The sequence below is a fragment of the Nonomuraea sp. B1E8 genome, assembly GCF_039871515.1.
GTDB lineage: Bacteria > Actinomycetota > Actinomycetes > Streptosporangiales > Streptosporangiaceae > Nonomuraea.
This window is the reverse complement of sequence record NZ_JBDPLS010000012.1, coordinates 163,058-180,886: the sequence shown is the minus strand read 5'-3', so window position 1 is coordinate 180,886 and position 17,829 is coordinate 163,058. Positions and strand designations below refer to the sequence as shown.

The following is a 17,829-nucleotide window of genomic DNA, read 5'->3' as shown; positions in this document are numbered from 1 at the left end:
TACGAAAACCACCGGTCACGGCCGCACGAGAGCGGGCGCACCCGGCTCGATGGCTCTGATCACCTCGTCGAGCAGGCTGCCCATGAGCGGGACCCGGCGTTCGGTATGGTCGTCGATCGCCAGGAGGGCCACGCTCACGTCCAGGCCGGGCACCCGGGCGTGCAGGGCGCGCAGACCGGTCCAGCCTCCCCCGTGCCGGTAGACGCGGTGACCGGCATGTGACCGGACGCCAATCCCCCAGGCGTAGCCGATCGGTGTTCCGTCGTCGAGACGTCCCGGGGTCTGCATGAGCTCCGAGATGCCGAGCGCATCGGCGTTGAGCGCCTGACCCCAGCGCAGCAGATCGCTGAGCGTCGTCCACACCCCTCCGTCGCCAAGGGACAGCGGGGCGGGATGGGGACGGACGAGCGGTGCGGCGCCCGGCGGCGTTGGGCCAGGACCCGACCAGTAGCGGGTGTCCGCCATCCCCAGCGGTGCGAAGAGGCTGCGCTGGGCGAAGTCGGGCAGCGCCGTGTCCGCCACTCGTTCCACCACCGCGGCGAGGCAGACGTATCCGGCGTTGGAATAGACGTGTACGGTGCCCGGCCGGTGGTCCAGGGCCGGGAACCGGGTGAGTGCTCCGATGACGCCCGGGGTGGTCCGGTCGGCGCCGGCGGCCATGAGGGCATCGATTCTTGCGTCGGCGGGCAGGGCCGCTGTGTGATAGACGAGGTGCCGCAGCTGGACGGTGGCAGCCCACGCCGGCAGGCGGGGCAACCAGCGGGACAGGGGCGATTCCATGTCGAGTACGCCCTGCTGGACGAGCAGCGCCGCACAGGCCGCGGTCATCTGCTTCGACAGTGACGCTGCGTAGGCACGCGTCGTGGCGGTCACCGGCTCGTTGGTGGCGGTCACCCCTTGAGCATTGAGGACGGGCGGCTCGTCGTGTCGCCGCACGCCGACGACGATGGGTTCGTCGCTGCGGTAGCCGGCTGCGGAGACAAGGGCCCTCATTCGTTCGCGCAGCCGAGGCCTCATGAAAGGCGCTCCGCTTCCAAGCCGATGAAGATCGAGGTATCGGCCAACGCGCGCCTGCGTGCTACCACGGTAGATCGTCCGTGGTCTCGGTGAGGGTTTCCCGCAATTCCTCTGCCAGGCCTGTCATGTCCAGGCGTCGTCGTCGGTCAGCAGGAAGTCGGGCCGCTGGTCGCGCCACTCGGGCACGTCCATCGAGTTGAGCACGGAGATCAGCTTCTTCTCCTCGTAGATGAAGTGCGTCTGCATCACCGCCGACAACGCCCCCACCTCCTCGCGCACCCTGACGGCCGTGGCCGGGTCCGGCTGCTCGGGCAGCGATTCGAGAAGCTTGCGCAGGTTTCCCATGAGCCAGTCGATCTGGTTGTGGTCGGTGCGCAGGTCGGAGAGCACCTTGCGCAACTCGGGGAACTCTTCGGCGATCGCCGGAAACGCGCCCTTGTCCTCGCCGGCGTGGTGGCGGGTCAGCGCCGTGCAGAACGACAGGCAGTGGGCGCGTAGGTCGCGGGGCGGCAGCCCTTTGCCGTCGAAGTAGTCGTCGATGCCGTCCTGGAGGTCGTCCAGCATCTCGCGCAGCCAGATGTGCACCTCGAGCAGCTGCGTGCCCAGAGCGGTGAGACGGTCGCCCCTCTCAGAACGCGCGTGCATGCCTCTCCTCCGGCAGGTCGGCTCCACCTGGTCTCCACTGAAATATTAGGCGCGGCGGAACCCGCGTTGATCCACCGGCGGCCATCGATACCCAGCAGCCGAGATTCCCGCAGGATGCGAGCCTCATTTACCTATACTGACGCGGGGATTCAGCGACGATCGGGTGGAGGCTGTCGTGGTCGTGTGGGCTGACTGGCAGGGTCTGGTCAGCGGACGCACCGATGATTACCAAGGCCCAAGCCTCATCGCCGTTACCGCCCCGGGGGGACAAACCTGAGCAAGTCCCTTCCGTGGTCTTGCCGACGACGGGCACGACTACTTCATCAAAACTTTGGAAGGCTGCAAACGGGACTGGGCGCGGGGCTCACTGGCGGTCGAGTACATCGTGGGCCAGGCCGGCAAGCTCATCGGTGCCCCGGTCTGCGAGAGCACGTTGATCCGCATACCGGTTGAATTCGACGGCTACGAGATCGCCCCCGGGGTTCCCTTGTCACCGGGTATAGCCCACGCGAGCAAGGCGATCCAGCATGCCGAAGAACAGCGTGACCACCTGGCCTACCGCAACCAGGACCACAATCGCTCCCGCCACGTTGGGGTATACGCTCTCTATGACTGGTGCTACGGCGACGACCCGCAATGGCTGTACGACCGTGATCAGGATCGATCCATCTACTCCCACGATCACGGGCTCTACCTGCCGCCCCACTTCGGGTCCATCGACACAGACATATTGAGACAGTGCGCCGACGAACCGAACCCCTTGCCTGATGCCACCGACGGGCTTGATCCGGAGACCGTCACCGACGTGGCCGAGGCGCTTGAGAAAATTGACCGTGATGCTCTCGTCAAGTTCCTGCGCGTCGTGCCAGCATCATGGCCAGTGAGTGACGATGCTCTGGCCATTGTCGGCTGGTTCCTCGAGCACCGGGCGCCCGCCGTGGCAGGCCGCCTCCGATCACTAGTCCAGAAGGGAGTGTGAACCCAGTGGCCAAGTACCTCTACTCCATCGTTCGCTGTCTCCCTGATCCGCGAACCGGGGAGTTCGTCAACGTCGGCGCCATAGCCGGAGACCCCACGACTGGTGACTGGGCCGTGCGGAGAGTGAGTAACACCGAGCGCATCAAGAGGTTCGCTCCGAGTGCTGCCATCGACGTCGCTGACCGTTTCATCGTCAGGGTGACCAGTGAGATAGCCGAGGCTCGCGAAGCCATGGAAAGCAGCGACGATCTGCCGATCAGCGAGCAATGGTTGTACGGCCTCCATCATGATCATCGCAATATCGTGCAGCTCAGCCCGCCGGCTCCGATTGTTGCGGGTCGGGTGGAAGCGGCACTGGACGTCATCTTCCAGCATATGATCATCGACCCGGCCACCCAGCAGCGGCCGGTCACGATCAGGAAGAGTGAGGTGATCGAGAATCTGCGCAAGGCTTACGCAGCCGCGGAGATCCCCGTTCATCTCCTCAGACCCAGATCTGATGTGTTCATCGGTGACAGGCTGCATTCCAACGTGGACATCGCCATCGCGAATGGAAGAGTCGTGCAGCTGGCACAGGGATGGTCGTTCCGAGTCACCTCTCTTGACCGGGTGGTCACGCAGGTCAAGGCCTGGGGTTTCGCGCTGGAGCGGTTGCGTCGCGGCGATGAGGCCAGGCTGGTCGACGCTCAGGGTCAGCTCAGTTCGGTCTCCAAGAACGTCGATCTGCAAATAGTCGTGGCCACGCCTGAGACCTCGGAGCAAGAAGCGGCCTACGAAGAGGCAGAGCAGGTGTTTCGCATGCTCAACGCCGACGTCCAACCGGTGGAAGAGGTTGCGGCGGTCAGCAGGCGGGCGGCCGGGCTGGTCCGTACGGTGTGCTGAGGACGCGGGCGAGCGTGTGCAGGGTTTCAGGCTCCGTGCCGGGGGCGGGCGAGACGCGGAGCACGGGCTCGTGCAGGTCCAGCGGCGCTCGGGCGACGGGCGCGGCCCCCACGAGCAGTCCCGCCTGGGCGGCACGGGCCCTCGCGGACTCCACCGAGTCGCCCGCCGGAGGCCGGAGGGTGACGATGGCGGAGGGCTCGTCGAGCGGCTCGGCCACCTGCCAGCCGCCGGCGCCGTGCAGGAGGTGCCGGGCCGTGCGGCCCAGCTCCGCCACGTGCGCGTGCAGGTCCGCGGGACCGAGCTCCTGGTACTCCCGTACGGCGACGCCGAGCCCCACCCGGGACGCGATCGCTCCCTCCGAGCCCTCGTAGCGGATCGCCCCCGGCAGCGGCTCGGGACCACCGTCCGCCCACGCATGGCCGCCGAGCGCGGGGGCGGCGGCGTGCATCTCCGTCGTGAGTCCCGGGACGATGAGGAAGCCGGCCCCGCGCGGGCCGGCGAGCCACTTGCGGGACGTGCCCACGTAGGCGGCCGCGCCCACCCCGCTCACGTCCGTGTGGCCGAAGGACTGGCAGGCGTCCAGCACCAGCGGGACCCCGGCGGCGCGGCACAACGCGCCGGCCTCCCGCGCGGGCTGGACGACGCCCCGGTGGGAGGCGATGTGGACCAGGGTGACCAGGTCCAGCCCCGCGGCCAGCGCGGATCCCAGGCCGTCGAGGTCGAGGCGGGAGTCGGCGTCCACGGGCAGCTCGACGAGCGTCCATGAGCGGGCGGCGGCCAGGCGGCGCAGCAACATCAGCGTGCTGCCGTACTCCGTGCGGGCGAAGCCGACGCGGCTGCCCGGCGGGAGCCGCCAGCCGCCGAGCAACGCCGCCATGGCCGCCGTGCCGCTCTCCACGAATGCCACATCCCCGGGAGACGCGCCGTCCCCGCCTCCCCGGCCGTCCGCGCCGATCAGGGTGGTCAGGGACGACTTCGCCCCCGTGAGGTCGGGCTCGGCCGCGTAGCCGCCGCGCTCGCGTTCGAGCCGCAGGTGCCCGACGACCGCGTCGAACACCCGGTCGCCGGGCACGTTGCAGCCGGCCGCGTCGAGATGGCTCGGCGGCACGACGGATCGTGCCGCCCGCCACGCCTGGCCGATCACCGCCTGGCCGATCACCGCCTGGCCGATCATGCCTCGGCCAGCACCAGGCCGAAGTCGCCGTCGGGGTCGGTGAACCAGCGGCTGACGGTGAAGCCGGCCGCGGTCAGCTCGGCGCGCAGCCCGTCGGGGCGGAACTTGGCGCTGATCTCCGTACGCGTCTCCTCCCCCTCGGCGAAGTCCACGTCCAGGTCGAGCGCCGCGACGTGCACCCGCATGGCCCGGGACGCCCGCAGCCGCATCTCGATCCAGTCGTTGTCCTCGTCGTAGCGGGCGACGTGTTCGAACGCGTCCGGCTCGAAGTCGGCGTCCAGCTCCCGGTTGATCACGTGCAGCACGTTGCGGTTGAAGGCGGCCGTCACCCCGGCCGCGTCGTCGTAGGCGGCGACCAGCCGCTTCCTGTCCTTCACCAGGTCGGCCCCGAGCAGGAACGTGTCGCCGGGGCGGAGCGTGCCGCGCAGTTCCTTCATGAAGACCCGGCGGGCGTCGGGTTCGAGGTTGCCGACCGTGCCGCCGAGGAAGGCCACCATGCGCCGGCCGGTGCGGGGCAGCAGCCGCAGGTGGCGTTCGAAGTCGGCGCACACCGCGCGTACGGCGAGCCCGGGGTGGCGTTCGGCCAGCCGCTGCGCCGCCGCGGCCAGTGTGACCGCGTCGACGTCGACCGGCGTGTAGCCGCGCAGCGTCCCGGCCTCGGTGAGGGCGTCGAGCAGCAGCACGGTCTTCTCGCTGGTGCCCGATCCCAGCTCGACCAGCGTGTCGGCGCCGCTGGCGGCGGCGAGCTCGGCGGCTCGTTCCCGCAGGATGGCCAGCTCGCGCCGGGTCGGGTAGTACTCGGGCAGCCGGGTGATCTGCGAGAACAGGTCGCTGCCGGCCTCGTCGTAGAACCATTTGGGCGGCAGGGACTTCGGCGTCGACGTCAGACCGGCCCTGACGTCGTTTTCGAGGGAGGAGCGCAGGTAGTCGAGGTCGAGGTGGTTGATCAGGCGCACGGTCGAATGGCTGACAGGCACGGTGCCTCCTCAAGGAAAGGGTCACATGGGCTGGACGCGCACGCCTTCGGACGAGGCGAGCAGCAGGCTGCGGTCCGGCACGGCCTGCCAGCCGGGCAGGTCGTCGAGCGGTTCGCTCGCCACGACCACGCCGTCCTGGTGACGGTGGACGAAGAGCGTGTCGCCCCAGACGGTCGCGGCGATGGACGCGCCGTCGCAGGCGAGCAGGTTGAGGCGGGCGCCGGGGTCCTTCTCCCCGGCGTGGGCGACGACCTCGGCGAGGGCCTCCCCGAGGTCGGGGTCGGCGCGCAGCCGCTGGAAGACGGCGGCGGCGAGCCAGGCGGAGTCGCAGGCGCTCTCGGCGCCGTCCGCGAGCGCCCTGACCGCGTCCCGTTCGACGCGGCCGTTGTGGCTGAGCATCCACCGGCCGTCGGCGAACGGCGCGGTGGCGCTCTCCTCGACCGGCATGCCGACGGTGGCGCACCGTACCGCTCCCAGCAGGCAGCCCGAGCGGGCGACCTGGGCGAGCGCGGGCAGGTTGGCGTCGGCCCACATGGGGATGGCGCGCCGGTAGCGGACGGGCTCGGCGCGGGCGGGGTCGTACCAGCCCATGCCGAAGCCGTCGGCGTTGACCGTGCCGTGGCGCTGCCGCCGGGGCGCGTACGACTGGGCGAGCAGGCCGTGCTCGGGCTCCTGGATCAGCGTGGCCAGGGCGCGGGGGGCGCCGAGCCAGGCCGCGTGCCGGCACACTAGGCCCGCTCCGCGTCACGGGCGCAGCGGAAGCCGGTGAAGATCTGCCGGCGGATCGGGTAGTCCCAGTTCCTGAACGTGGTGCGGATCGCCGCCGGGTCGGCCGCCCACGAGCCGCCGCGCAGCACGCGGTACTCCCGGCCGAAGAAGACCTCGCTGTACTCCCGGTACGGGAAGCTGCGGAACCCCGGGTAGCCGTCGAACCACGTGCCGGTCCACTCCCACACGTCGCCGATCATCTGCTCGGTCCCGTACGGGCCGGCGCCGGCCGGGTAGGCGCCGAGCGGGGCGGGCCGGGCGGCGCGGTGGCCGAGGTTGGCCAGGTCGGGGGTGGGTTCGTGGTCGCCCCACGGGTATTTCCGCGCCCGGCCCGCCTCGGGGTCCCAGCCGCAGGCCTTCTCCCATTCGGCCTCGGTGGGCAGCCGCTTGCCGGCCCAGCGGGCGTAGGCGTCGGCCTCGTACCAGGACACGTGCTGCACCGGCTCGTCCATGGGCACGGGCTCGGTGCGGCCGAAGCGGGTGCGGTGCCAGGCGCCGCCGTCCCTGGTCCAGAACAGCGGGGCGAAGACGCCCTGCCGCTGCCGCCACTCCCAGCCTTCCCCGGTCCACCAGCGGGGGTCGTGGTAGCCGCCGTCCTCGATGAACGCGGCGTAGGCGCCGTTGCCGACGGGCAGCCGGTCGATCCAGTAGCCGGGCAGGTCGACGCGGTGGGCGGGGCGCTCGTTGTCGTAGGCCCACGGCTGGGTGTCGGTGCCCATGAGGAAGGGGCCGGCGGGCACGTACACCTCGTCCTGTCCGGCGGTGCGGGCCGGCGGCAGGTGCCCGTCGCGCACCAGGCCGGGCTCCTTGGACAGTTGCAGCGTGGCCAGCATGGTCTCGTCGTGCTGGTGCTCGTGCTGGATGACCAGGCCGAAGACGAAGCCGTCGCGGCGCAGCGGCGCGGGGTCGTCGAGGTCGATGGCGTCCAGGACGTCGAGGACGCGGCCGCGCACGCCCTCGATGTAGCGGCGGGCCTCCGCCGGTCCGAGGATGGGCAGGCTGGGGCGGTCCTTGCGCGGGGTCTTGAAGGCGTCGTAGATGTCGTCGATCTCGGGCCTGAGCGGGGTGATGCCGCCGGCCTCGCGCAGCACCCACAGTTCCTCGTAGTTGCCGACGTGCGCGAGGTCCCACACCAGGGGCGACATCAGCGGTGAATGCTGGCGTACGAGCAGGTCGTCGTCGGCCTCCGTGTAGGTCAGGGACCGGCTGCGCACCGCGAGCAGATCGCTTGCGATGCGTTCCTTGAAGTCGCTCATCCTCGTCCCTCTTCGGTCAGCCAGGCCGGCAGGCGCCGTCCCGGTTCTCTCACCAGATCCATCAGGTCGGCCGCCGGGGAGCGGCCGGTCGTCACGTACCGGTCGGCGAACGCCGCCACCTCGCCGATCAGGGCGGGGGTGGCGCCCAGGCGGGGCAGCGCCTCGATGGCGGCCCGGAAGCAGGCGTCCGCGGCGCGGGCGAGCCGGGGGTCGGTCAGGCCGCGGCGCGCGGCCGCCGCCCACGTCGCGCGCTCCGCCCCGGACCCGCGCCGCCACCGGGGTCCCAGGCAGGACTCGACGGCGGCGAGCGCGGCGTCGGCGGCGCGGTCGTCGCTGATCAGGGCATGGGTGACGGCCACGCACACGGGCCAGTCCGCCGGACGCTGCGCGTCCAGGAAGCGGATCTCCAGCCAGCCCCTGGGCCGCACGGGCGGGAACACCGTGGTGGCGTGGTAGGCCAGGTCCTCGGCGGTGGGCGGGCGCTCGCGCGAGCCCAGCCAGTCGCGGAAGGTCGAGCCGTCGCGGACCGTGCGGCAGCGTTCCTCGCCCTCCCGCACCAGCATGACGCGGGCGTCGAGCAGGTAGCGGGCCCAATCGGCCACCGGGTCGGCCGACGCGGGTACGGGCGCCGTCCTGGTGGGGTCGAGGTGCTCCCACACGGCCTGGCGGCCTGACATCCATCCGCACGGCCGGCCCCGGCTCAGCGGCGAGTTGGCGAAGGCGGCGGTCAGCACCGGGCCGAGCAGGTGCGCCCGCTCCCACCGCGTGCGGGGTCGCTCCCCCAGGTCCAGGTTGACCTGGATGGACGCCGTGCAGCACATCATCAGCGCGCCGTACGGCCGGCCGAGGAACTCCGCCATCGCGTCGTAGCGTGGCTGCTGTAACTGCCGCACCGCCGGGCGTACCGGGTCGAGGCCCACGCCCGCCAGCACCATGCCGTCGCGCGCCAGGGCCTGGCGGACGGCGGCCACGTCGGCGGTGAGGCCGTCGATCGCGCCGGTCAGCGAGCCGGCCGGGCCGGACAGCTCCAGCTGGCCGCCCGGTTCGAAGGTGACCCGGCTCCCGCCGGGCAGTGGCGGCAGCGCCCGCTCGACCCTGTCCATCGGGACGTGGCGGGTGGCCGACGTGCGGTCGAAGACGAGGAACTCCAGCTCCACGCCCACCCGGTCGTCACCGGTGGAGCGGAAGCACCGGTGCGCGTAGTCTCCGACCTCCGAGGCGTCTCTCAGCGGCGAGCCCTCGGCCGTGAGCCCGATCATCGTCCTGCCCTCGCGTGGCACATGGCTCTATAGAGCCGCCGGCCGCGCGAGCGTTACGGGGGAATTGTCAGGATTGTCGCCGCTGCTTGAAGGCGGACATCAGCCGCTCGCGCGTGCGGCCCGACAACTTCTCCGGGGGCTGGTCGCCGACCGCCCGGATGGTGACGCGGAACTGGTGGACGTAGCGCCGGCAGTCGTCGCAGCAGGCCGCGTGGGTCTCGAATCCGGCGCGGGCGGGCGGGTCGAGGGCGTCGTCGAGGTAAGCGGTGATGGATTCCACCAGTTCGCCGCACGTGAACCGCTTCACGACGTTGACCGCCTTACCCTCTGCCTATTGAACCGTTTCACCTATTCTGGCTGCTTCACCGACTCGAAGTAACTCTCCAACAGCTCGCGGACCGCCGCACGGGCTCGATGCAGCAGCACCCGCTGGTTGACGGCGGAGATCTCCAGGATCTCGCACACCTCCTCGGAGGTGCATCCCTCCACGTCGCGCAGCGTGATCACGATGCGCTGCCGTGGGGGCAACGTCGCCAGCGCCTCGCCGATCAGGCCCCGCACCTCCGCGGCGAGCGCCTGCCCTTCGGGCGTCGGCCAGGCCGCGGGTGCCTCCTTCCAGTTGCCCGGCAGGGCCGCGTCGATCCCGTTGAACCGGGCGGGATCGACGGCCGGGCCGGCGTCCCGCTCGAAGGCGCTCCACGGCAGTGTACGGCTCTCGCGCACGCTGCGCTTCTTCGCCGTGTTCACGAGGATGCGGTAGACCCAGGTCTTCACGGACGAGCGGCCCTCGAAACCGTCGATGGCGCCGATCACCGCAAGCCACGTGTCCTGGACGACCTCTTCCGCGGAGTCGTCGGTGGAGACGTAGGAGCGGGCCACCCGCAACATGCCGCGCGCCCAGGTGTCGAGCAGCGTCGCGAACATCTCCTCGTCGCCCGCCCGCAGAGCGGAGACGACGACGTCATCCGGGGGCAGCCCGCTGCCCGCGAGGGACCCCACGATCGCTTCCTCCCCGTAGCGTTGGGGACATCATCACATCCCGCCGTCCACCGCTTCCATCGGGGTCGCCTCCGCTTTCGGGATCGACGTCGGACGCGAACGGCCGCTACGACATACCCGTTTTCCACCTGTGATCACAGATCATGACGTTTCCTTTGCCTGAGCCGGCCGTGCGGGGAAAGCGCGTCCGGCCGGACGCGCTCGCGGCACGCGGGTCAGGCCCGGTGCATGGGCGTCCAGACCGTCATCGGCCCGGCGCCGCGGTTGGCCCACGCGTAGTACGGGACGAACGTCAGATCGGCCGGGCCCTCGTGCTCCGGGTCCTGGGGGGCGACGGCGGTGCGGTAGGGGAAACCGCCGTCGTCCTCCCGGTGCACGTGGACCCGGCCGCGCGCGGTGACCGGCACCACGTCGGCGGGCAGGCCGGCGACCGCGCACGCGTCGCGCAGGTCCGCCGCGGCCAGGCACAGGTCGTCGACGATCACGCCCGGGTGGTCGGCCTGCTCCAGGCAGTAGACCAGCGGCCCGCGCTCGACCGCGACCTGGCCGCGGGCGACGTCGAGCCGGGGCACGGCGGCCGTCAGCCGGGGCCGGATCCCGAGGTCCAGCACGACCCGGTCGCCCGGCCGCCACGTCCTGCGCACGCGGTGGTAGCCGCCAGGCTCGGCCGGCCGCCCGTCCATCCCGGCCGCGTCGGCCCAGGCGGGGATGCGGGCCGACAGGGTCCATGGCTGATCGGGGGTCTCCCTGACCACGATCTCGACGCGGCCGGTCCACGGGTAGCCGGTCTCCACCTCCAGCAGCACGCCGCCGGCGCGAACGGTGCCGGGCGCGTACAGGTGGAGCTGGACGCCGTCGCCGTCGCCGGTGGCCAGGTAGTGGTCGAGGGAGGAGAACAGGCGCATCACGTTCGGCGGGCAGCAGGCGGTGCCGTACCATCCCTGCCGGCCCCGGGCGGGGGCGCGCAGGTCGTCGGGGTCCGCGCCCGCGCGCACGCGCAGCGCGTTGACGTAGAAGAAGTGCTCGCCGTCGAGCGAGACGCCGGGCAGCACGGCGTTGTAAAGGGTGCGCTCGATGAGGTCGCCGAACGCGGCGTCGCCGGTCGCCAGCAACATCCGCCACGACCACTGGATGCTGCCGATCGCCGCGCAGGTCTCGCAGTACGCGGTGTCGGGCGCCAGCTCGTGGTGGCCGCCGAACGCCTCGCCGTACCAGTTGGAGCCGAGACCGCCGGTCAGGTAGGTCTTGGTGGCCACCATGTCGCGCCACTGCCGGTGGAGGGCGGCGAGCAGGTCGAGGTCGGAGGTCTCGACGGCGACGTCGGTCGCCCCCGCGGCGAGGTACATCGCGCGCACCGCGTGCCCCTCGACCGTGGTGGCCTCGGCGACCGGCACGCGGTCCTGCCGGTAGCCGGGGCCGTGGTGGCCCTTGAGCTGGATGAGCGAGCGGCCCCTCGCGGCCACCTGGCGGGCGGCGAGATCGAGGTACGCGGGCGCGCCGGTCTCGCGGTGCAGCTCGGCCAGGCCCATCTCGACCTCGGGGTGCCCGTCGAGCGCGTCGGCGGGGAGGTCCTTGGCCAGGTGGTCGGCGAAGCGGGCGGCGACCCGCAGCAACGTCTCGTCGCCGGTGGCGCGCCGGCCCGCGACGGCGGCCTGCATGAGGTGGCCCGCGCAGTAGAGCTCATGGCTGGAGGCCAGGTCGGAATAGCGTCGCCGGCCGGTGAGCTGGGTGTGCGTGTGGAGGTAGCCGTCGGCGCACTGCGCGGCGGCGACCAGCTCCGACGCCTGCGCGTACGACCGGGCGAGGCCGTCGTCCTCGTGCCTGCCCCGCTCCCAGGCCAGGGCCTCCAGCCACTTGTAGACGTCGGAGTCGGCGAAGATCTTCCCCCGGTGTTCTCCGGCGCCGCGGGCGGCCTGCCGCAGGTTGTCGAAGGCGCCGGACTCGCGCACCCGCTCGCCGCCCAGCGGGATCGTCACCTCGCGGTTGACCCGCTGCCTCGCCCCCCAGAACCCGTCCTGGAGGCGGGCTCCCGTCACGGGCCGCAGGGTCACCGCCGCACCAGCACCTGGCCGCACCACCGGATCAACGTTCATGCCACCATCCTCCCTCAGCGCTACATATCCAACAAGAGACGAATATTTATGCACACCTTGACGCGAGTCAACCGGCGAAGCAGGCTGAATGTGACATATATGCACACTTGAATATTTATGTGCGACGAAGGGATGGCCATGTCAGAGATCCCCGACACCGTGCTGCTCGAAGAGCGGGCCGAGCTGGCGATGAACGCGGTGGCCGGACTGCCCGACACGGACCCGGACACGGGCATGGACGGCATTCCGTACTTCAGCGCCGACCTGCTCGCCCGGCCCGCGGCACTGCGGCACGGCGACTGGGACTACGGCTCCAGCCACGGCCGGCTGCTCGACGCGTGCCTGCTCGCCAGGCACATGACGGGCAAGGACACCTGGCGGGAGGTCGAGGACGGCTTCAGGCGGCGGCTGACGAGCTTCTTCGGCCCCGACGGGCTGAGCTACCGGCGGGCCCGCCCCGACGCGGGCTGGGCCCCGAACGCCAACCTCATCGACCAGCGGGCCGTCCTCCTGTCACTCACCACGTGGTACGTCTCCGACGGCGACCCCAGGGCCAAGGAACTGGCCGACCGGCACGTGGCCGCGCTCAAACGGATCGCGATCAAGGAGCGGGACGTCTGGTTCTACCCCGCCTCCGAGTACACCCCCGACGGCTGGCCGTCCCCGAACGCCATCGCGCTGCACCTGGCCCCCGACCCGGCGTCGTTCAGCGGCCGGCTGATCATGCCGCTGCTCCGCTACCACCAGGCGACCGGCAACGAGGACGCGCTGGAGTTGTGCGGCTGGTTCGCCCGGCTGATCGTGCACAAGAGCGGCGTCTACCACGAGGACGGCAGCTTCAACGCCGCCCGCGCCTACCGCAGCGGCCACTTCCACACCCGCCTCGGCACCCTCGAAGGGCTGGCCCGCTACGCCCGCCACACCGGCGACCACGAGCTGACCGCGTTCGTACGCCGCTCCTACGACTGGGCGCTCACCCAGGCCACCCGGTTCGGCTGGACGCCCGGCGACCTCGAAGGCCAGCGCTACGAGCACGAGAGCTGCTCCCTGGTCGACCTGATCGGCACCGGCGTCACGCTCGCCCGGTCCGGGCACACCGCCTACTGGGGCGTGGTGGAGCGGTTCCTGCGCAACCACCTCGTCGAGTCCCAGCTGCTCGACCTGAGCTGGGTCGAGTCGGCCCCCGACACCTCGGGCGACGAGCCCGGCTGGGTGACGCACGTGCGGGTGGGCGAGCGGGTGCGCGGCGCCTTCGCCGGGTACGGCGCGCCCAACGACTACGTCTGCGACATCGAGCTGGGCCGCGGGCACACCGCCGACGTGCAGGCGTGCTGCGTCGGCTCCGGCCTGCGCGGGCTGTTCTGGGGGTGGAACTCCATCGTCACCGGCGACGACCGTGACGTGCGGGTCAACCTGCTGCTCACCCGGGCCACCGAGCGGGTCACCGTGCTCAGCCACCTCCCCCACGAGGGCCGCGTCGACCTCGACGTGCACCAGGACCTGCGCGAGCTGCGGATGCGGGTGCCCGAATGGGCCGGGTACGCCAAGGTGCGCGTGACCCGCGACGGCGACGGGTTCGGCGGCACGGAGACGGGGGCGTGGGCGCCCGACGGCTACCTGTCCGTCCGCGCGCCCAGGCGGGGCGAGCGGATCACCGTCACGTTCCCCGTGCCCGAGTCGACGAGCACGGAGGTCGCCTCCGGCCGGGAGTTCCAGGTGCGCTGGCGCGGCGACGACGTGATCGGCATCAGCCCCGAGGGCACCGCCCGGCCGATGTACAGCGGGCGCAAGATCCACCCCACCGCGCCACGGCGCGACTACACGCTGGCCCGGCCGGCCACGGAATGGGCCTGGTGAGCGCCATGAGCGGATGGTCCCTTCCCCCCGCTCCCGCCGGGGGCGCGCTGCACCCGTACGACCTGCGCTGCGAGCACCTCGCCACCCCGCAGGGCATCGCCATCCGCGCGCCCAGGCTGAGCTGGCGGCTGGCCTCCGACCGGCGCGGCGACGCGCAGGCCGCGTACCGGATCACGGTCCGCGCCGACGGCGCTCCGGCCTGGGACAGCGGCTGGATCGACGGCGAGGACACCAGCACCTGCTACGGAGGCGCACCACTGACGTCGTTCGCCCGTTACACCTGGCAGGTCCAGGTCCGCTCCGCGGATGGTGAGACGGCGGCGGCCGAGTCGTGGTTCGGCACCGGCGTGCTGCACCCGGACGAGTGGGCGGCCGCCTGGATCGGCCACGACCCGGAGACCCTGCCCCCGTTCGAACCGCCCGCCGACGACCGCGAGCCCCGCAGCGTACGCACCGGGTCGCTGCCCGCGCCCCGCTACTTCCGGCGCGTCGTCGACCTGTCGCCGGTGACCGCCGTACGCGTCGCGTGCACCGCCCGCGGCCTGTACGAGCTGCGCGTCAACGGCCACCGCGTGGGCGACGGCGAGCTGACCCCCGGCTGGACCGACTACCGCTACCGCGTCCCGTACCAGGTGTACGACGTCACCGGCCTGATCGGCGACGGGCCCGCCTGCGTGGGGGCGGTGCTCGCGGACGGCTGGTGGTCGGGCAGCCTCGGCTGGGACGGCCGGCAGCAGGCCCAGCGCTACGGCAGACGTCCCGAGCTGCTCGTCCAGCTCGTGGCCGACCACGCCGACGGCTCGCGCACGGTCGTCGGCACCGACGGGAGCTGGCGGGAGAGCACCGGGCCGCTGCGCTACGCCGACCTGCTGATGGGCGAGTGGTACGACGCCCGCCTGGAGCAGCCCGGCTGGGACCTGCCCGGCTTCGACGACTCGTCGTGGGCCCCCGCCCGCGTCGTCGACACCCGCCACGACGTCCTCGTGCCCGCCGCGGCCGAGCCCGTGCGCGTCACCGAGGACCTCGTGCCCGTCGAGACCCGGCGGAACGGCGACGGCCGTACCATCGTCGACCTGGGGCAGAACATCGCCGGCCGGGTGCGGCTGACACTGCGCGGCGCCCCGGCCGGCACCCGCGTCACGCTGCGCCACGGCGAGACGCTCGACGACGGCGGCGGCCTCTACACCGCCAACCTGCGCTCGGCCGAGGCGACCGACCACTACGTGGCCGCGGGGCGGCCCGAGGAGACGTTCGAGCCGCGCTTCACCGTCCACGGCTTCCGCTACGTGGAGGTCACCGGGCACGCCGACGTCGACCTGGTCGGCCGGGCCATGCACTCGGACACGCCGGTCGCCGGCGAGTTCTCCTGCTCCGACGACATGGCGCGGCGGCTGACGAGCAACATCCGGTGGAGCCAGCGGGGCAACTTCGTGTCCGTGCCGACCGACTGCCCGCAGCGGGACGAGCGGCTCGGCTGGACCGCCGACGCGCAGGTGTTCCTGCCCACCGCCTGCTACAACGCCGACGTGGCCGCGTTCTTCACCGGCTGGCTGGCCGACCTGCGCTGCGCGCAGACCGCCGAGGGCGCGGTGCCCGACGTGGTGCCGCACGTGATGACGGAGCGGCACGGCGCCCCCGGCTGGGGCGACGCCGCCACCGTCGTGCCGTGGCACCTCTACCGCGTCTACGGCGACGAGCGGATCCTGCGCGACAGCCTGCCCAGCATGCGCCGGTGGGTCGACCACGTCGAACGCCACAACCCCGACCTGATCTGGCGCAACCGGGTGGGCAGCCACTACGGCGACTGGCTGCAGGCGGGCGTGCGGACCTCCCGCGACGTGATGGCCACCGCGTACTTCGCGCTGAGCGCCGGCCTCACCGCCCGGGCCGCCTCCGTGCTGGGTCACGCGGACGTCGCCGAACGGTACGCGGGGCTGCGGGCGCGGATCGGGGAGGCGTTCGCAGGCGAGTTCGTCTCCGCCGACGGGCGGGTCTCGGGCGACACGCAGACGGGATACCTGCTGGCGCTCGCGCACGGGCTCGTCCCCGACGACCTGGTTCCCGCGGCCGTGGGGCACCTGGTGGCCGACCTGGAGCGGCGGGGGCGGCGGCTGACCACCGGGTTCGCCGGCGTGGGGCTGCTGGGGCCCGTCCTGTCCGCGTACGGGCACCACGACCTCGCCTACGACCTGCTGCACGACGACCGCTACCCGTCCTGGGGCTACTCCATCAAGCGCGGGGCCACCACGATCTGGGAGCGGTGGGACGGCTGGACGGAGGAGAACGGCTTCGGGCCCGTCGCCATGAACTCCTTCAACCACTACGCGCTCGGCTCGGTGGGCGAGTGGCTGTACAGCGGGGTGGCGGGGATCGGGCAGGAGGAGGACTCGGTGGGATACCGGCGGCCGCTCATCCGGCCGCTGCCCGGGGGCCGGCTGCGGTGGGCGGCCGCGGCGTACGACACGCCGCTGGGGCGCCTGAGCAGCCGGTGGGAGATCTCCGGCGGCGAGCTGACGCTGGAGGTGCGCGTCCCGCCGGGCGCGCTCGCCACCGTCCACGTGCCCACCACGGACCCGTCGTCGGTCCGCGAGTCCGGCACGCCGCTTGCCACCGCGGGGATCGACGTGATCGAGTCGACCGGGGCCGCTTCGGTGTGCCGGGTCGGCTCCGGCCGGTACACGTTCACCGCGTCGTGGGGACGGTGACGTACCGGCCGGTGACCACGTGGGCCGCCGCCGCGGAACGCCTCGGCGGCGGCCTGCGTGACCTGACCGTGCGCAACATCGTGCGGACCACCGTGGGCGGGAGCGGCCTGCGCGTCCGGCTGACCAACGCCTTCGGGGACCGGCCCGTGACGTTCGGGCACGTCCACGTGGGCGTCCCGCTGGCCGGGGCGGCGCTGGAGCCGGGGTCGAACCGGATGCTGACGTTCGGCGGGAGCCCCGAGGCGACGGTGGCGCCGGGCGCGACGGCCCTCAGCGACCCGCTCCCCGTACGGGTGCGCGCCCGTCGGCGCCTCGCCATCAGCCTCCATGTACGCGGCGAGGCGGGCACCCTGACGGGCCGCAACCGCGCCACCGCCCCCGCGTACCCGCCGCCCGGCTTCGCTCTGGAGCGGCTGACGGGCGGTGCGCTGAAACCCGCCACCACGTGCGCGCACCAATCACCGTGCGCCGAGCGGGAACCCGCCACCGCCCCCGCTTACCGGTCGGTCCCCGGTGATCACGCCGCCGACGAGGGCTTGGGGGCGTTCACCGAGGAGGTGGCGGTCTGGCACTGGCTGGACGCGCTGACGGTCACCGCGCCCACCCCCGTGTCGACCGTGGCGGTGCTGGGAGACTCGATCGCCACCGGTGTCGGCTCCGAGACCGGCCACGGCTGGGTGGACCTCCTCGCCGACCTGGCTGTACCAGGGTCTCCCGCGCTGGCCGTGGTCAACGAGGGCGTCTCCGGCGGGCGCGTGCTGGCGGCGGGCACCGGACGTCCCGCCGAGGCCCGCCTGACCGCCGAGGTCCTGACCAAACCCGGCATCGCCGCCGTGATCCTGCTCGCCGGGCTCAACGACCTCGGGGCGGGCGCGCGGGCGGACGACCTCATCGCCGCGTACGCCCGCATCGCCGCGACAGCCCGCGCCGCCGGGGTCCGCGTGATCGGCGGCACGCTCACGCCGTACGCGGGCGCGGAATACCACACCGAGCAGGGGGAACGGGCCCGGCAGCAGGTCAACGCGTACGTCCGGCACGGGGGCGCGTTCGACGGCGTGGCCGACTTCGACACCGCCCTCCGAGACCCCGCCGACCCTGCCCGCCTGCTCCCCTGCCACGACTGCGGCGACCATCTCCACCCGAGCGCGGCCGGCCACCGGGCGATGGCCGCCGCGGCTGAGGCGCCGCTGAAAAGAGTCCACGGCACGTCCTGCTGATC

General features: G+C 72.3%; 15 protein-coding genes. 5 read left to right on the top strand and 10 right to left on the bottom strand.

The features are described 5' to 3' along the window. Positions 1-15: 15 nt before the first annotated feature. Both ABGA98_RS33825 and ABGA98_RS33820 read right to left on the bottom strand, forming a co-directional pair. Entirely contained in the window at positions 16-936 is a 921-nt protein-coding gene (locus ABGA98_RS33825) for a serine hydrolase domain-containing protein (protein ID WP_347622485.1), read from the bottom strand. A 204-nt stretch (positions 937-1,140) separates the two neighbouring features. Beyond that, positions 1,141-1,662 (bottom strand): hemerythrin domain-containing protein, encoded by a 522-nt coding sequence (locus ABGA98_RS33820; RefSeq protein WP_347622484.1) that lies wholly within the window; start codon positions 1,660-1,662, stop codon positions 1,141-1,143. Positions 1,663-1,993: 331 nt separating this feature from the next. Here ABGA98_RS33820 and ABGA98_RS33815 point away from each other — a divergent pair, with 331 nt between their 5' ends. Both ABGA98_RS33815 and ABGA98_RS33810 read left to right on the top strand, forming a co-directional pair. Continuing rightward, positions 1,994-2,641, top strand: a complete 648-nt coding sequence (locus ABGA98_RS33815) for a hypothetical protein (protein WP_347622483.1) — start codon at positions 1,994-1,996, stop codon at positions 2,639-2,641. A 5-nt stretch (positions 2,642-2,646) separates the two neighbouring features. After that, complete coding sequence (locus ABGA98_RS33810; protein ID WP_347622482.1) at positions 2,647-3,522, top strand: DUF3037 domain-containing protein; 876 nt, start codon at positions 2,647-2,649, stop codon at positions 3,520-3,522. Here the strand turns inward: ABGA98_RS33810 and egtE are convergent. The 8 genes from egtE to ABGA98_RS33770 all read right to left on the bottom strand — a co-directional run bounded on the left by egtE (position 3,482) and on the right by ABGA98_RS33770 (position 12,048). Continuing rightward, complete coding sequence (egtE, locus tag ABGA98_RS33805; RefSeq protein ID WP_347622481.1) at positions 3,482-4,696, bottom strand: ergothioneine biosynthesis PLP-dependent enzyme EgtE; 1,215 nt, start codon at positions 4,694-4,696, stop codon at positions 3,482-3,484. The two genes, ABGA98_RS33810 and egtE, sit on opposite strands and share 41 nt — an antisense overlap. After that, positions 4,693-5,646, bottom strand: a complete 954-nt coding sequence (gene egtD / locus ABGA98_RS33800) for an L-histidine N(alpha)-methyltransferase (RefSeq protein ID WP_347622645.1) — start codon at positions 5,644-5,646, stop codon at positions 4,693-4,695. Before egtD ends, egtE begins: the two co-directional genes overlap by 4 nt. A gap of 48 nt (positions 5,647-5,694) precedes the next feature. Continuing rightward, a complete protein-coding gene (gene egtC / locus ABGA98_RS33795; RefSeq protein ID WP_347622480.1) occupies positions 5,695-6,402 on the bottom strand; it encodes an ergothioneine biosynthesis protein EgtC in 708 nt (235 codons plus the stop codon). Beyond that, entirely contained in the window at positions 6,402-7,697 is a 1,296-nt protein-coding gene (gene egtB / locus ABGA98_RS33790; protein ID WP_347622479.1) for an ergothioneine biosynthesis protein EgtB, read from the bottom strand. The genes egtC and egtB overlap by 1 nt, the downstream gene beginning before the upstream one ends. After that, positions 7,694-8,956: an ergothioneine biosynthesis glutamate--cysteine ligase EgtA gene (gene egtA / locus ABGA98_RS33785; RefSeq protein ID WP_347622478.1), complete on the bottom strand. Its 1,263-nt coding sequence runs from the start codon at positions 8,954-8,956 to the stop codon at positions 7,694-7,696. Before egtA ends, egtB begins: the two co-directional genes overlap by 4 nt. A 67-nt stretch (positions 8,957-9,023) precedes the next feature. After that, entirely contained in the window at positions 9,024-9,263 is a 240-nt protein-coding gene (locus tag ABGA98_RS33780) for a zf-HC2 domain-containing protein (protein WP_347622477.1), read from the bottom strand. A gap of 41 nt (positions 9,264-9,304) precedes the next feature. Beyond that, positions 9,305-9,955 carry a sigma-70 family RNA polymerase sigma factor gene (locus ABGA98_RS33775; RefSeq protein WP_347622476.1) on the bottom strand — a complete coding sequence of 217 codons (651 nt, stop codon included), beginning with the start codon at positions 9,953-9,955 and terminating at the stop codon, positions 9,305-9,307. 215 nt (positions 9,956-10,170) lie between these two features. Beyond that, a complete protein-coding gene (locus ABGA98_RS33770; protein ID WP_347622475.1) occupies positions 10,171-12,048 on the bottom strand; it encodes a beta-L-arabinofuranosidase domain-containing protein in 1,878 nt (625 codons plus the stop codon). Positions 12,049-12,186: 138 nt separating this feature from the next. On the opposite strand from ABGA98_RS33770, the gene ABGA98_RS33765 reads away from it, so the two are divergent. From ABGA98_RS33765 to ABGA98_RS33755, 3 genes are read left to right on the top strand one after another with little or no spacing between them, the layout of a single operon-like run. After that, positions 12,187-13,905 (top strand): hypothetical protein, encoded by a 1,719-nt coding sequence (locus tag ABGA98_RS33765; protein WP_347622474.1) that lies wholly within the window; start codon positions 12,187-12,189, stop codon positions 13,903-13,905. Positions 13,906-13,910: 5 nt separating this feature from the next. Further along, the gene (locus ABGA98_RS33760; protein ID WP_347622473.1) at positions 13,911-16,610 is read left to right on the top strand and encodes a family 78 glycoside hydrolase catalytic domain; all 2,700 of its coding nucleotides are present in this window, start codon (positions 13,911-13,913) and stop codon (positions 16,608-16,610) included. After that, positions 16,607-17,827, top strand: coding sequence for a GDSL-type esterase/lipase family protein (locus tag ABGA98_RS33755; RefSeq protein ID WP_347622472.1), 1,221 nt, complete (start codon positions 16,607-16,609; stop codon positions 17,825-17,827). The genes ABGA98_RS33760 and ABGA98_RS33755 overlap by 4 nt, the downstream gene beginning before the upstream one ends. The last annotated feature ends 2 nt before the right edge of the window (positions 17,828-17,829 follow it).

Coding starts and splice junctions, on each gene's coding strand:
- egtE (WP_347622481.1), bottom strand. CDS start 4,696: ATGATCGGCCAGGCGGTGATCGGCCAGGCGGTGATCGGCCAGGCGTGG.
- egtA (WP_347622478.1), bottom strand. CDS start 8,956: ATGATCGGGCTCACGGCCGAGGGCTCGCCGCTGAGAGACGCCTCGGAG.
- ABGA98_RS33770 (WP_347622475.1), bottom strand. CDS start 12,048: ATGAACGTTGATCCGGTGGTGCGGCCAGGTGCTGGTGCGGCGGTGACC.
- ABGA98_RS33760 (WP_347622473.1), top strand. CDS start 13,911: ATGAGCGGATGGTCCCTTCCCCCCGCTCCCGCCGGGGGCGCGCTGCAC.
- ABGA98_RS33820 (WP_347622484.1), bottom strand. CDS start 1,662: ATGCACGCGCGTTCTGAGAGGGGCGACCGTCTCACCGCTCTGGGCACG.
- egtB (WP_347622479.1), bottom strand. CDS start 7,697: ATGAGCGACTTCAAGGAACGCATCGCAAGCGATCTGCTCGCGGTGCGC.
- ABGA98_RS33765 (WP_347622474.1), top strand. CDS start 12,187: ATGTCAGAGATCCCCGACACCGTGCTGCTCGAAGAGCGGGCCGAGCTG.